This window comes from Flavobacterium sp. UM26, assembly GCF_057922445.1.
The window spans coordinates 112,831-128,425 of record NZ_JBVHCY010000009.1 but is presented as its reverse complement, the minus strand read 5'-3'; the positions used below and the strand labels follow the sequence as shown (position 1 = coordinate 128,425).

Genomic DNA, 15,595 nt, shown 5'->3' with positions numbered 1-15,595 from the left:
TTAATTTTTCCATTCTAATTCAGGTCTAATTAATCCTGGGTAATGTCCAGAATAATTACCTCTTACAGTTTTATCGCCAAATTCATCAATAATATTAAAACTAACAATGTCCATCTCGTGAAACTCTATATGAAATGGACTGTATCTCATAATAGCAAAACTACATGAGTAACTTCCTTCTGACAATAAATTCCCTGGTATTATTACTGATTTTCTATGTATCCCAATTCCTAATGGTTTTTTTAATGTAGAGGATTCTTTATCATGAGAACTTAAAATATGAATATTTTCAACATTAAACAAATTAAAGCCATGAGTAAAAATCTCCCCCTCTTTAACTATTTCATAAACAAATTCAACACACACACTATGATAAATACTATGATTAATTGAGATTTCTCTTTTAGAATTTAAAACTTTGACCTCAATCATTTTAAGAAAATCAGATTTAGGTCTATTTTTATCATCCTTGGTCCAAATTCGATGTGCTGTTGAATCTTCATTTTCTAAATAGTTTTCAATACTCTCCTCAATCCCTCCATCAAAAACCACTCTCCCCTGCTCCATCACTATCCCCCTAGTGCACAAACTCTTCACCGCCGCCATATTATGACTCACAAACAAGACCGTTCTTCCTTCGCCTTTGGAGATGTCTTGCATTTTACCGATGGCTTTCTTTTGGAATTCGGCGTCGCCAACGGCTAAGACCTCATCGATTACTAAGATTTCCGGTTCTAGGAACGCGGCTACGGCAAAGGCCAAACGCACGGTCATTCCGCTACTGTAGCGCTTTACGGGGGTATCGATATAACGCTCACAACCCGAAAAAGCAATGATTTCGTCTAACTTGGAGGTGATTTCTTTTTTGGTCATGCCCAAAATGGCGCCGTTCAGGTAGACATTCTCGCGACCAGTGAGTTCGCCATTAAAACCCGTGCCTACTTCCAATAAAGAGGCGATACGGCCTTTCGATTTAATACTCCCCGTGGTGGGTGCAGTTAATTTGGATAATATCTTCAGCAAAGTCGACTTACCAGCGCCGTTCTTTCCTATGATTCCCAGCACTTCGCCTCGTTGTACCTCAAAATTAATGTCTTGCAAGGCCCAAACATAGTCGGAAGTGCCTTTTGTGGTTCGGTCATTAGTTTCTCCAATTCTCAAATAAGGATCTTCTTTGCCACGTATCTTATGCCACCAACGGTTCAAGTCGTGACTGAGTGTACCCGTCCCAACGGTACCTAAACGGTATTGCTTGGAGATGTTTTCGGCTTTTAGGATAATGTCTTTCATTTTTTGTTGTGGGTTGTGAGTTCTCAGTTGTGTGTTATGGGTTGAGTTGTAGATATTAATTATTCATTTCTCATAACTCATAACAGACAACTCACAACTATTTCTACTTCCAATTCTTTTCTACATAACTCAAAAAGTTAAAAATCTTACCTCCCAAGTTTTCATACGTCTGAATAAAGGGATCAAATTCAGCTTTCAAATTAGGATACAACACGGTTACTTTATAGATATGTCCAATAGTTTCTATACAACTCGAATGTAAAAAAACCAAAAAACGAATAAAATCAGCTTTGTACCTCCTCCTGCCATAACCTTCAACGATATTAGAAACAACACTATCTGAAGAACGTCTAAGTTGACTCCCTAACTCATACAATTCATATTTAGGAAGTTGTAAAGTTTTTGGATGTACTTTTAAAAATAAATCCAAACTTATTGTGTAAATATCTAAATCTTTATAGCTTTTAAAATCACTCATAACAATGTTTATTTAAGTAAAACTAAACTCATAACTCAAAACCAATAACACACAACTCCCAACCCACAACTGAAAACTGAGAACCGAGAACTCATAACACACAACCCACAACCCACAACTGAGAGCTCAAAACTCATAACTCACAACTCATAACCCACAACTCAAAACTCACAACCCACAACTCAGACCCCACAACCCTACACCGTATCAATAAAACTTTTCTCAGTTCGATTAAAAACAAGCAGACCCAGCAAGAAAATGAGCATCGTAACTACAAAAGTAAACAGTACCCCTTTTACAGACAAAGTCCCCACATTCAACAACATATATCGTGATGTTTCAATGATATAGGCCAATGGATTGTAATGAACTAACCATCCGTACTTGGGTAATTTCTCTTCTATAAGCGCTAAAGGGTACATCACTGCCGATAAATACATCAACAACTGCACTCCAAAACCAATAAGATGCGTAAAATCTCTGTATTTAGTAACCAAAGATGAGATAATCATGCCTAGCCCTAAACCTAGAATACCCATAAGTAAGACTAAGAATGGAAAAAAAACTGCCGACCAATGAAAACCTACTTCGGCTCCTTGAACATAAAAATAGGCATAAAAAACTAGAAAAATAAAAACCTGAATCCCCAACTTTATTAAATTGGAAACTACGATCGAAATTGGAGTGATGATTCTAGGAAAATACACTTTTCCAAATATAGCCGCATTAGCTCTAAAGGTATCCGAGGTACCGTTCAGACAGGCCGTAAAATAATTCCAAACGGTAATCCCAGCCATATTGAATAAAAAAGGAGGAACAACTCCTGTTTCGATTCCAGCAACGGAATTAAAAATAATGGTAAAAGTAATCGAAGTAAATAAGGGCTGAATCAAATACCATAATGGTCCTAAAACAGTTTGCTTATAGACTGTAACAATATCCCGCTTCACAAACAGGAACAACAAATCACGGTACTGCCAGACTTCTTTCAGAGGAAGTGAAAAAAAGGAATTCTTGGGTGTTATTTCAAACAACCAATCTTCGTTTTGGGTAGGTGTGGTATTCATTTTGGGTACAAAAGCTAAAGCAAAAAATCAGTAACAACCGATTTTTACATTTGTTTACGACAAAGATAGTTATAATCTTTCAATCCAAGTAATGAATTATAGCTTCTCGACTGCCCTCGACCAGACACTTTTAGTGATAAGTAGTTCAAGGTTTAAAAACCTAAGTTGTCTTTGCATCGAATCTAAAGAAAATAAAAAGGAGCGAAACCGATTGCTGATCGTATAGAGTATTGGGTTTAATATAAAAATACCCTACTAATCATGAAAACGAAGCCACTACTTTAGCACCATCGAATTCACCTCTTGAAATCGAAGATTCAACGCCTCCAAATTCAAATCATTTTTGAAGTATGGATTAAGCCATTATAGCTCCTTTTAACCACTACATTCTAACTTTAACTGTCAGCGCGAGTAGTTTATGCTAAGCGAAGTCGAAGTACAGTTAAGAGGCCTTGTCAACCTAAACATATAGGTTCAGGCAAACCTTGCGGTTCAACTTTTGGAAGGACAAATACCAACTACTACATTTTCCCTTTTTCGGTATTCTTTAGAATTGAAATCAAAAAGAAACCCTTTCAAAGCACAAGGCGCTGAAAGGGTTGTATTTATGTAAAATAGTGATAGTGTTTTATAGTAAACTTCGTGCCGACTTCCTGCACTTAGTGGTTAAAACAAAACGCATAACCTATCACCAATTAATATTTAAACATTAACCGATAAACTTTTAACAAGTAAACAGCTAACTAATTAAACTACAAACTACAAACTATAAACTACAAACTACAAACTATAAACAACAAACTATAAACAACAAACTATAAACTATAAACTATAAACGATTAACCAATTAACCATTTAATTATCCAAAAACTGATAGGTAGAATTCATGCTCTTAAACTCAGGGACTATCTTTTTCATTTTTGCTACTATATCCTCATTACCAAAGAAAGGTGACATACCAATAAGTTCTTCTATTTCAATATGCAAATTCTCAAACTCATCTTGAATTTCCTCAGCAATCATAATCTTTTCATGATAAGTAGGAATTGTCTTAGAAGTGTCATTCAGCAATTCCTCATATAGTTTTTCTCCGGGACGTAAGCCCACAATCTTTATTGGAATATCTTTATCTGGAATAAACCCTGCCAACTTAATCATTTTACGAGCCAAATCAATAATTTTCACGGGTTTGCCCATATCAAATATATAGATTTCACCTCCCTTTCCCATAGAACCTGCTTCTAAAACCAACTGACAAGCTTCGGGTATGGTCATAAAATAGCGAATAATATCCTGATGCGTAATGGTTACAGGCCCCCCAGCTGCAATTTGCTTCGTAAATAAAGGCACTACAGAACCATTAGAACCCAACACATTTCCAAAACGAGTAGTAATAAATTTAGTACCCTTCCCTTGATTTTCTTTAATACTTCTCAACTGTAAGGATTGCACATATTTCTCTGCAATTCGCTTACTTGCTCCCATTACATTACTAGGATTCACCGCTTTGTCTGTAGACACCATGACAAACTTTTTCGCTTTGTATTCACAAGCCAAATCAGCGACATTCTTGGTTCCCTCCACATTGGTTTGAATGGCCTGTGCTGGGTTATCTTCCATCAGTGGAACATGCTTATAGGCCGCGGCATGGTAGACTACTTGAGGTTGATGCTCCTTGAAAATACGTTTCATAACCTCTCTATTACGAACATCAGCAATAACACTATGCAATTGTGCATCGGTGGTAATAGCGCCTAATTCTAGTGTTAATTGGTGCAAAGGAGTCTCCGCTTGATCCACCAAGATAATCGAATAAGGTTTAAACTGAATGACTTGACGAACAATTTCACTTCCAATAGAACCTGCCGCACCAGTAATCATAATCGTCTTATCTTTCAAATCTTTAGAAATGGTTCTATTATCCAAAATAATCGGATTACGTTCTAGCAAATCTTCGATTTGTATGTTCTTTACTTTATCAGAAATCTCTTTTTGATTTTCCCAATTCGAAATCAATGGTACGGTATATACTCTATAGTTGTACTCCAAACACTTATCTACAATCAATAATTGTTGGTCTTTTGTAAGAGATTTGTCTGCAATGATAATAGCTTCTGCCCCAACAGAACGCATCAACGTTGGCAATTTCTTTTTTTGTACCAAAATAGGCAAATCCAACATACGTTTATTGGAATTCAAATTATTCTTATCCACAAACCCCACTATTTTAAAGCGAGTAGGAGTTTCAAATTTTAAAGCATTCGCTACAGAAATAGCATTGGCATCCGTACCGTAAATAATAGTTCGGATTAATTTATTAGTGCCTTTATCCGAAAAATACAATTCGAAAGTTTGTTTGACTACCACACGATACAAGAACAAACCACAAAAAGAAAGCACAATATTAATAAACAACGCAGTGTTCAATATCGCTTTTTCGCCGGTACTGATTTCATAAAAGAAATTAGCAATTAAAAAAACCACCAATACTGCCATTTGAGAAAACAACAGTTTGACAGCGTCGATATACGAAGAATGCCGAATAATACCTGAATAAGTACGAAATAACCAAAAGAAAAACACATTCACGCCCATCAACAAACTGATGTAAACTAGATAATGTGGCGTAACAATATACTCTAAACCTGTCCCCTTAAAAATGAGCACTGTAAAAAAGAAAGACACATTAAGTACCATGGTGTCCATCACCACGATAATCCATCGAGGCAAATAACTCAGGTTATGAATGCTAAACTTCAGATTCGCTCTTGAAAAAAAATTCTGCGTAGTCGTACTCAAAATGCGATTTCTTTAAAATTAATGTAAACAAAAATACAAATTATTGGGAAAGCATGGACAAGAAAAATGTTAATATATCCTACCGGTAGAGTAATTGGTTAACTGGTTAAGCGTTAAAATCTATTAATTGTATAACTGATTGATTGTTGAACTGAATTTACAATCATTATTCGTTGAGTGCAATTGTTTTTTTTCCACAGAGGAGAAACATAGAAAGCATAGTTCTGTTTAGAAAAAGAAAAATAGCCCTTTTATTATGGACAAAGCTTTTCAGTTTCAGAAAGTGATATTGTAGTTTTTGCTGTGTTGATTTACTTTTATCTATGATTTTAACGAGCAATTAGGAATCAGAGTTGTTTACCTTTCCTTTTAATTGGTCTTTCAACCAAAAGATTACTTCTAGCAAGCAAAACCATTAAACGATAAACCAATTAAACATTAACCAGTTAAACAGTTAACCTTTAACCAACAAAAAATCAAACAGCAACCAGTTAACCAATTAAACAGTTAACCAATTAAACAGTTAACCCATTAAACGATTAAACGATTAACCAGTTAACCGATTAACCAATTAACCCATTAACGGCTCTGCTTCAACAAGCCCAATAAGTAATCTCCATAACCAGACTTACGCAAGGGTTCAGCGATCGCCTTTAATTCGGTATCAGAGATAAACCCTTGTCGCCATGCAATTTCTTCAATGCAACCTACTTTTAATCCCTGGCGCTCTTCCAAAACCTGAACAAACTGACCCGCTTGCATCAAACTATTAAACGTTCCTGTGTCCAACCAAGCAGTTCCTCTACTGAGTATACCTACCTTAAGTTTGCCTTGAGCCAAATAAACTTTATTCACATCGGTAATTTCATACTCTCCTCTAGCACTAGGTGGTATGTTTTTAGCAATTTCGACTACCGAATTATCATAGAAATACAAACCAGGAACGGCATAGTTTGATTTGGGCTCCAGCGGTTTTTCTTCAATAGAAAGAGCTTTTTGGTTTTGATCAAACTCAACCACCCCGTAGCGCTCTGGATCTGAAACATGATATGCAAATACTACTCCTCCCTCAGGGTTGGTATTAGATTGCAACAATTCATACATATTAGCTCCAAAGAAAATGTTATCCCCCAAAACCAAGGCCACCGAGTCGTTGCCAATAAAATCTTCGCCAATAACAAAAGCTTGGGCCAAGCCATTAGGAATTGCTTGCTCAGCATAACTGAATTGGCAGCCAATCTGACTCCCATCACCCAATAATTTTTTAAAATTAGGTAAATCGTGCGGCGTAGAGATAATCAATATTTCATGAATACCTGCTAACATCAAGGTAGACAAGGGATAATATATCATGGGCTTGTCATAAACGGGCATCATTTGCTTGCTCATCGCAAGAGTTAAGGGATGCAAACGGGTACCGGATCCACCGGCTAGTATTATTCCTTTCATTTTTGTTTTAGTATTAATTACTATGTATTAAGTATTAAGACAACTGATAACCGAAAACTGATAACTGATAACTGATAACTGACAACTGATAACCGAAAACTATTGCAACAGCCTCATACAAAGCTCTAGACTCTCCTTATAATCCGGTACAATCACTCCAAAAGTAGTCTTAATTTTATTTTTATCCAATAAAGAATATTGTGGTCGTTGCGCTGGAGTCGGATAGGACGAAGTAGGAATACCGCTTACGTTACAATCAAATCCTCCAATTTCTTGAATAGCTAAGGCAAATTCATACCAACTGATTTCTCCTTCATTAGAAAAATGATAGATACCTGCTTGCCATGTAGGATGGGTAATAATAGTCATAATGGCTTGTGCCAAGTCAGCCGCATAAGTTGGGCTTCCGATTTGATCATTAACCACTTGCAACGTATCGCGTTCTTGCATCAACTTCGACATGGTCTTTACAAAATTAGCCCCAAAACTCGAATACACCCAAGAAGTTCTGATAATGATACTGCTTGGGCAATCCTGAGCACAAGCCAACTCGCCTGCCAGTTTCGTTTGTCCATAGACGTTAATCGGAGCCGTCGGGGCCGATTCTGTCAAAGGTGTGGCAGCGGCTCCATCAAACACATAATCAGTAGAAATATGAATCAACTTACAATCGTTTTTGGCACTCCATTTCGCAAGCACCGCTACCGCTTGATGATTCAATACATCGGCCAGTTCCAATTCAGATTCTGCCCGATCTACAGCAGTATGCGCTGCACAATTAATGACATAATGAGGTTGTATTCTAGATAATTCAGTTGCCAAGCGATCTAAATCACACAAATCCAACTCTCCTCTGTCTGTAAAAACCCACTCAAATTGAGTATACCTTTGAGACAAAACCCTTAATTCAGACCCCAATTGTCCATTCGTTCCCGTAACTAGTATTTTTTTCATATATTTTTTTTAGTAGTTTGTGGTGCTTGGTGCTTGACGCTAAGCAGTACCCTGTAATAAAAGACGAAGTAAGTCAGGTACTCTGTATAACCTTCCATTCAAACAAGTAGACTTAACAACAAAACTTTACGAACCTTGCGGTTAAATCATCAAACCTTTAAACAACCTCAAACAAGTCACCGATTAAGCAGGTAACCAATTAAACCATTTTAAATCATTTTAAGCAATCATCCTCTACCTAACTACAAAGTATAATCGATTAAACACTTAACCGATTAAACGATTAACCTTTAAAACAATCTTTGCGCACCTCGCGTAACCCTTTAAAACTTTCCGGTTAAATTACAACACTGTAACCACCCCACAACTCATAACCGATAACAGATAACTCTCAACTGACAACTGATAACTCACAACCGATAACTCACAACTCACAACCGATAACAGATAACCGACTAACCTGTTAAGCAATCTTTGCGAACCTCGCGTAACCCTTTGCGAGCTTTGCGGTTAAATTACAATACTGTAACCACCCCATAACTCACAACTCATAACTGATAACTCACAACCCGATAACAGATAACTCACAACTGATAACTCAAAACTGATAACTCACAACTGATAACTCACAACCGATAACAGATAACTGACAACCGATTAACCCGTTAAGCAATCTTTGCGAACCTCGCGTAACCCTTTGCGAGCTTTGCGGTTAAATTACAATACTATAACCACCCCATAACTCATAACTCACAACTGAAAACTGACAACCGAAAACCGACAACTTTTCAATTAAAACTGACTATTACACCCTTCAAAACTCGGCAACACCGCATCTTTTTCAGAGACAATAGCATCCTTCAAATCCATTCCCCAGTCAATATTTAACGTAGGATCATCAAAACGAATCCCACCCTCACTGGCTTTATTATAAAACTGATCGCATTTATACAACACTACCGCTGTGTCACTCACAACAGAAAACCCATGAGCAAACCCTTGGGGCACTAGCAATTGTTTTTTATTTTCTGCACTTAATCTAATTGCAAAATGCTGTCCATAGGTCGGGGAATCTTTTCGCAAATCTACAGTTACATCCACAATTTCCCCTTGTAGTACGCGAACCAATTTGGTTTGTGCATAAGGAGGATTTTGATAATGCAAGCCGCGCAAAGTCCCTTTTTGGGAAAAGGATTGATTGTCTTGCACAAATTCGATGTCGATGCCAAGTGCATTGAACTTGTTTTTATTGTAGCCTTCAAAAAAATACCCTCTCTCGTCTTCAAAGAGGTCGGGAGTTAGGACTACTAAATCTTTAATAAATGTTTCTTCTTTATTCATGCTGCAAATTTATATTTTTATTTTAGATGGGAAAGTTAAATGGTTATTCGGCTAATGGGTTAAATGGTTAATCGATTAACGTTTAACTGTTGATTTGATTACTTAGCTAACGGGTTTCTTAGCATTAAAAATGATAACTTGATGAGTGTCACTAGAAGCGCAAGCAGAAAGCTGACAGTTCCTCTTTCTTTCCCCCTACCTTAAAGGGTAGAAAAAGTAACGATGACCAAAAGTTATAAAATTGATTTTTGAAATTTGGAATTTCTTATTTTCGGCTCCCTTTAGGGTTGGGGTAAAACGAAAACTCACAGGATCTTACTTCAAAACACAACCCCAGCCCCTCTCTAGAGGGGAGTGATAACCGTAATCGAAGATTGGTTACGTATAGTTTGAATTTATTAAATTAGACTATATGCTAGCGAACCTTTCGTAATCCTTTGCGCCCTTCGTTGCAAAACTATTAAACTTTCAAACTATTTTAAACAACCTCACAAGTAACCGATTAACCAATTAAACCTTTAAACAATTTTAAACAATTTTAAACAATTTTAAACAATTTTAAACAATTTTAAACAATTAACCGATTAACCAGTTAACCAAGTAACCGATTAACCAATTAAACCTTTAAACAACCTTAAACAATTAAACAGTTAACCAGTTAACCGATAACCGACAATCCCTCATCACAAACTTTTCAAAATTAATTCGTGCATTCGTGGCAAACCACATCGCTTGCACCGAACCATTTGTGACATTTATGTCGTTATGTGTCAAAAAATGACAACCATCAAGAAACGAAAAACAGTATGCAATATCTTGCATCAAAAAAAGTATGGCTATAGTAAAAGCACCCTTTGCAATCACTGGTACGATAGACGACCTAAACTTTTATCTCGATCAAGATAAAATCAACCGCGTTCGCAAAAAAGCAGATTTGACTAAGACAACCAAAAAGAACCGAAATGCAACCAACGATCACCTCATAAAAATGCAAGGCCAAGAAATGGGTTATTGTTCTAAAACTTCCAAAATATTTCGTCGATTAACTCAAGCCTTTAATAATAACGCGAAAGACGGCAGTTATGCTGGAAGAACCAACGCCCTCTTTTTGAACATCGTAAAAGAAGACCATAAAAATGGTCGCGGCTTCCGTTTGGTGACCGAAGGCATCAAATCCAAATACGCTCAAGAACTCCTTTTAGGCTTTGAAAGCAACAAATTGCGCCCCCTTCCATTGGTAATACCTTCAAATAAATGGAACCTAAAAAAACACTGTTTTAAATATTCAAATTGTAATGTAGAAACCGATCTCAATTGGCCAGAAGAAGCAACCCATGTCACCTTCAATTTAGCAGTGGCCAATTGGAACATTGCCACCCAAGACTTCACCACGCATTATGGGGAAGCGCTATTTTTACCAAAAACCAATACCTTACAAGATATCACCATAACTGTCGCTCCACCTACAGAAGAAGACCTCCACCTCACTTTTGTATTTATTGGCTTTTCCAAACAATGCGGTAGCAAACACATCCCGCTCCACCGCAAACACAACACGGCTACCCTCATCGGATACCACTATTTCCCCCCTCAAGCCGACGAATCCACAGCCGACCCAAACGAAACTCCTACCAAAAACTTAGCCCCTCCTTTTTCCTTCGCCTAACCCACAACAAAAAACCCTTTCAGAGTTTTAAACTCTGAAAGGGTTTCAAATATAAAATCAACATTTCAAAATAATTAGAGCATTCGTGGCTTTACCTTCACAACACTTCGCGCCCTTGCGACATCGTGGTAAAACCCTATGGAATTTGGATTCCATACAACGAATTTTTTAAATTTAGAATTTATACGTTTACATTAATGGTATTCTAAATTGGGATTTGGAATTTCTAGATTGGAATTTATCTTTTGTGCTCTTTGCGTAACCCTTTGCGAACCTTGCGGTTAAATCCCTACACAGATTTTCACAGATAAAATTTAATCACATGCACTTCATACATTCTGAGGATCATAAAGACTTGTTTTAAAAAAAACTTTGATGACTTCTATGTTTCCCAAAAAATCTTCGTGACCTTACTTCTACACGGTTCCCCTTTTTGGAATTTGGAATTCTAAAATTTGGAATTTCCATTAGCATATTCGATAGGCCACATCTCCGAAGGAAACCGCACGTCATCCTCAGCCGTACGTTCCAGTGGTAACGTGGAAAATGAAATCAATTTAGAACCCAATTCTATGGACTCAATGGCATTAGCATAACCCTCTGGAATGTGCAGGACTTTACTTTCGTTAGCCGAAAGCAAAACACTTCCCACAGGCAGATCTTTCGAAGGGGATTCCCAATCATCCACTTTTACAAAATGCACCCTAATCGCACCTTGCACACAATAAAAATATTTGTTATCTATTTTATGCCCTTGCCACGCCCGCAAAAGCTGTTCCTCAGAATTACTAATAATATAAAACCTAACTATATCATCAAATTTCATCCCATTGACAAACGAAATTTGCCCTCTATGATCGGTATGGATACCCCCTTCTATTATACGGGGTTGTGAATAATGATTCAATTAAAATGTATTTCTTTAGATTTGTTAAAATTACTTTTTCACTCCAAGTAAATTACAAGAGTATTCTCTTAATAGCATCAACAACATATTGTAGCTCCTCAACAGTCATATATGGATACAATGGCAAAGAAACATTTCCAATCCAAGTTAACTGAGCATTTGGATAATCTTCTTTTACCAAATTATATCTCTCTTTATAATAAGTTAATTGATGAATTGGTTTGTAATGAACCGAAGTACCTATTCCTTGCTCCGACATTTTTTCAATAAACTCGTTTCTTGAAATTGTACACTTCTCATTCAAAACAATTGGAAATAAATGCCAAGCATGATCTTCTAATTTCCCATTACATATTGGTAAATCTATCATAGGTAGATTTACCAAATTTTCGTAATAAAACTCTACAGCTTTTTGTCGCTCAGACCTAAACAACTCAGCTTTTTCTAGTTGGCCTAAACCAATTGCAGCAGCTAAATCAGGCATATTGTATTTGTACCCTGCATCAATTACGTCATACTCCCAAGATGGGGTTTTCGATGTAAAGCGATCCCATATATCCCTGTTAATACCATGCAAACGCATCGTTTTTACTCTTTTGTATATATTTTCGTCATTGGTAACCAACATTCCACCTTCGCCTGTAGTTATTGTTTTATTCGCATAAAAACTAAAACAAGTGATGTCCCCAAAAGTTCCAATCATTTTTCCGTTATAACGAGTTGGAAATGCATGAGCAGCATCCTCCATAATCTTTATACCATGACGATTACAAATATCAATTATTTCTTGCATTTGAGCAGCCTGACCACCATAATGAACAACAATTAATAATTTTATGTTGTCATGCTTTTCTAGCGCATTTTTTAGAATTTCTGGTGTGATTAAATTAGTTCGATACTCAGTATCTATAGGAATTATTTCTGCTCCAATGTATCGTACTACTTCTCCAGTTGCAGCAAATGTCATACTTGGAATAAGTACTTTATCTCCAGCTTTTATCCCAAGAGCATCAATTCCTAAATGCAATGCGGCGGTGCATGAATTTACTGCACAAGCATATTTAACTCCGACAAAATCAGCAAATTTTTTTTCAAACTCGAGTGTTTTCCCAGCGGTAGTTAACCAACCAGAGTCTAATACTTCATTCAAATATTTTCGTTCACTTTCTCCAATAAAAATTTTAGAAAATGGAATTTTTGTTATTGTACTCATTTTATGATTACTTCTTTAATTGTATTAAAAATAATTTTAGCATCTAACATAATTGAATGATTCTGAACGTATTCAACATACATTTTAAGTTTTTTTGGCAAAATCACTTCTTTATATGTTAATTGTGGATCTAGTGAATTGGCTAGTATTTCTTCTTCATTTCTATACATTATAGATGCATTGTCAGTAATACCAGGACGAATACTATGAACAATTTTCCATTCATGAGGATAAACTTGTGTCCATTCCAGAACTTCAGGACGAGGTCCAACTATAGACATTTCTCCAATTAAAACATTTATTAGTTGTGGCAGCTCATCAATTTTTGTTTTACGCAATATTCGACCCAATGGAGTAATCCGAGATGAATCACCTGCATCAAAACTTCCATTCGTTTTACCAGAAGCAACACTCATTGTTCTAAACTTAAACAATTTAAATAATTTACCCTCTTTACCAACTCTATACTGCATAAAAAATACTGGCCCTGGCATCTTAATTTTAATTAAGAGCGCAATCAGTGTAAAGGGTATGATCAAAATAGTTAAACCAAGAAAAGAAAACAAAAAATCAATTATTCGTTTCATCAATGTTTTTTATCAATTTATACATATGTCTGTTGGGATACGCAATGAAATCATAATACACTTTATAGCCACACTTGCTATAAAATCCTATTACACTATCATTATTATTGAAATCTGTCGTCAAAGCTATTTTTGGTACACTATGAGTTTTCACTTTTTTTTCAAATTCTTCTAATAAAACTTTTCCATAACCTGAACCTTTTATATTTGGCAATATAGCTATCGATAGTAACTCAGCATATTGTTTATCATCAATTTTATTAGACTTTTTATTTAAGTTCTTTACTAACCTAATTATTATTTGTGGTCTACTTAATGAAACAAATAATAAACTTTTAAAAAAAGTAAAAGTGTTTTGTAATAAAAGTGTTTTGTGAAAACTTGCTGATTGACTTGTACCTGTGGCAAAACCATATAAATTACCATCACTATCAAACAACCCAATTCCAATACTGGTCGTGTTATTCAAAGAAGCCTTATAGTAAGTAGCAAGAAATCGTTTGCCTAACGATGTTAAGAAAAAATCTTTAAAAGATTTTTCATGCACTTCAACAATCTTTGGCACATCGGAGATATTTAAATCTCTTATTTCCATGTGAGTTTTTTTTAAAAAAATTTCAAACCTCTATTCTAAATTCTAATTTTATTGGTTGCTCGCTAGTTTTTTTGCCTAAACAATCCAATTCATTAAAAATAGATAGTTAACCAACTCTAATAATATAATTTCTCGCTATCCTAATAATGCTATTAAATCGTTTCCATACACTTTCATTGTTTGGATAATCTGCGTATGTTTTATTAGGTGCTTTCAAAATCGATTCAAATTCATCTTCACTTAGACCTAATTTTTTAATTACATAATCTCTATCCTGCTCTAACATTTCTTTAGGAGCCGGTGGCGTACTAATTTCCTCCAAAGCCTCTTCTCTTGATATTTGCCCAGAACAAACCAAAGCCGACAAGTATGACTTTCTTAAATCATAACCAAATTTAACTGGCAAATAATAGGCATGAAAAAATCTGGTAAATATAGACTCATAATGCTTACCTCCATAATCTTGCCATCCAAGCTCGTCAATAAGTGTTTGTTTTGCCTCTGCTTTGTTATAAGGTATATAATTTAAAATTGGCACCCATCTAATTCCTCTAACTAATAAATAATCAACATAATCCATTGTTGACAAACTTGGATATGTTTTCATCTTAACTTTTCCAAATTGGCGATGAATTGATTTTATTAATTTTGAATCTTTAGAACCATACAACCATGATTCAGGCATAATCGATTCTGTAACAACATTATTACCTGCAATGATATATGGAATTTTCATTTTAGCAGCTGTCTTAATTAAAAGTGCCCATATAGCATGATCAGTTGGGATTTCAATGTTAGAAATCGAAGATTTTATAAAAGAAGTCTGAATATCTCTAAATTCTTTCCAATCTAAAACATAAGTACTAAGATCAATATCAAGCCGTTTAACAATCTGTTCAACATTAGCAACTGCTAATTCAGTATTCCAACCATTATCTAGATGAACAGCAAATGCTCTAAGACCATATTTTTTTTTAATAACATAAGCTACGTAAGAACTATCTACACCACCGCTCAAACCAATTAAAACATCATATCTAGAATTTTTACCTTTTTGCTTTATTTTTTCAATTAACTTTTCTAACTTCTCTTCACCTCCCTTATCAGTATGTACATCATTAACAAGTACATTATCATAATTATGGCAAAAATTACAAACTCCATTGTTATCGAAAGTTATTTCTTTCGCTGTTTCATCCATTATGCAACGGCTACATACTTTTACTGTATTCATTTTTTCTGATTATAT

At 35.5% G+C, this 15,595-nt stretch carries 13 protein-coding genes; 1 reads left to right on the top strand and 12 read right to left on the bottom strand.

Annotated features, from left to right (window positions below; translation table 11 throughout):
* The 7 genes from ACZ1AQ_RS11790 to rfbC form a co-directional block, all read right to left on the bottom strand.
* Complete coding sequence (locus ACZ1AQ_RS11790; protein ID WP_489633088.1) at nucleotides 1-1,290, bottom strand: ABC transporter ATP-binding protein; 1,290 nt, start codon at nucleotides 1,288-1,290, stop codon at nucleotides 1-3.
* A 103-nt stretch (nucleotides 1,291-1,393) separates the two neighbouring features.
* Complete coding sequence (locus ACZ1AQ_RS11785; protein WP_489633087.1) at nucleotides 1,394-1,768, bottom strand: four helix bundle protein; 375 nt, start codon at nucleotides 1,766-1,768, stop codon at nucleotides 1,394-1,396.
* A gap of 197 nt (nucleotides 1,769-1,965) precedes the next feature.
* Nucleotides 1,966-2,835 (bottom strand): ABC transporter permease, encoded by an 870-nt coding sequence (locus ACZ1AQ_RS11780; protein ID WP_489633086.1) that lies wholly within the window; start codon nucleotides 2,833-2,835, stop codon nucleotides 1,966-1,968.
* Nucleotides 2,836-3,690: 855 nt separating this feature from the next.
* A complete protein-coding gene (locus tag ACZ1AQ_RS11775) occupies nucleotides 3,691-5,634 on the bottom strand; it encodes a polysaccharide biosynthesis protein (RefSeq protein WP_489633085.1) in 1,944 nt (647 codons plus the stop codon).
* Nucleotides 5,635-6,213: 579 nt separating this feature from the next.
* Nucleotides 6,214-7,083, bottom strand: coding sequence for a glucose-1-phosphate thymidylyltransferase RfbA (gene rfbA, locus ACZ1AQ_RS11770; protein ID WP_489633084.1), 870 nt, complete (start codon nucleotides 7,081-7,083; stop codon nucleotides 6,214-6,216).
* A 99-nt stretch (nucleotides 7,084-7,182) separates the two neighbouring features.
* Nucleotides 7,183-8,037, bottom strand: coding sequence for a dTDP-4-dehydrorhamnose reductase (rfbD, locus tag ACZ1AQ_RS11765; RefSeq protein ID WP_489633083.1), 855 nt, complete (start codon nucleotides 8,035-8,037; stop codon nucleotides 7,183-7,185).
* Between the two features lie 792 nt (nucleotides 8,038-8,829).
* Complete coding sequence (gene rfbC, locus ACZ1AQ_RS11760; protein WP_489633082.1) at nucleotides 8,830-9,378, bottom strand: dTDP-4-dehydrorhamnose 3,5-epimerase; 549 nt, start codon at nucleotides 9,376-9,378, stop codon at nucleotides 8,830-8,832.
* Between the two features lie 832 nt (nucleotides 9,379-10,210).
* Between rfbC and ACZ1AQ_RS11755 the strand changes: the two genes are divergently transcribed.
* Entirely contained in the window at nucleotides 10,211-11,044 is an 834-nt protein-coding gene (locus ACZ1AQ_RS11755; RefSeq protein WP_489633081.1) for a hypothetical protein, read from the top strand.
* A 448-nt stretch (nucleotides 11,045-11,492) separates the two neighbouring features.
* Here the strand turns inward: ACZ1AQ_RS11755 and ACZ1AQ_RS11750 are convergent, their stop codons facing one another.
* The 5 genes from ACZ1AQ_RS11750 to ACZ1AQ_RS11730 all read right to left on the bottom strand — a co-directional run bounded on the left by ACZ1AQ_RS11750 (nucleotide 11,493) and on the right by ACZ1AQ_RS11730 (nucleotide 15,580).
* Nucleotides 11,493-11,765 (bottom strand): hypothetical protein, encoded by a 273-nt coding sequence (locus ACZ1AQ_RS11750; RefSeq protein WP_489633080.1) that lies wholly within the window; start codon nucleotides 11,763-11,765, stop codon nucleotides 11,493-11,495.
* Between the two features lie 238 nt (nucleotides 11,766-12,003).
* Entirely contained in the window at nucleotides 12,004-13,164 is a 1,161-nt protein-coding gene (locus ACZ1AQ_RS11745) for a DegT/DnrJ/EryC1/StrS family aminotransferase (RefSeq protein ID WP_489633079.1), read from the bottom strand.
* Complete coding sequence (locus tag ACZ1AQ_RS11740) at nucleotides 13,161-13,751, bottom strand: sugar transferase (protein ID WP_489633078.1); 591 nt, start codon at nucleotides 13,749-13,751, stop codon at nucleotides 13,161-13,163. Before ACZ1AQ_RS11740 ends, ACZ1AQ_RS11745 begins: the two co-directional genes overlap by 4 nt.
* Nucleotides 13,735-14,346 (bottom strand): GNAT family N-acetyltransferase, encoded by a 612-nt coding sequence (locus tag ACZ1AQ_RS11735; protein ID WP_489633077.1) that lies wholly within the window; start codon nucleotides 14,344-14,346, stop codon nucleotides 13,735-13,737. Before ACZ1AQ_RS11735 ends, ACZ1AQ_RS11740 begins: the two co-directional genes overlap by 17 nt.
* A 106-nt stretch (nucleotides 14,347-14,452) precedes the next feature.
* Nucleotides 14,453-15,580, bottom strand: a complete 1,128-nt coding sequence (locus tag ACZ1AQ_RS11730; RefSeq protein WP_489633076.1) for an N-acetyl sugar amidotransferase — start codon at nucleotides 15,578-15,580, stop codon at nucleotides 14,453-14,455.
* Between the last annotated feature and the right edge of the window lie 15 nt (nucleotides 15,581-15,595).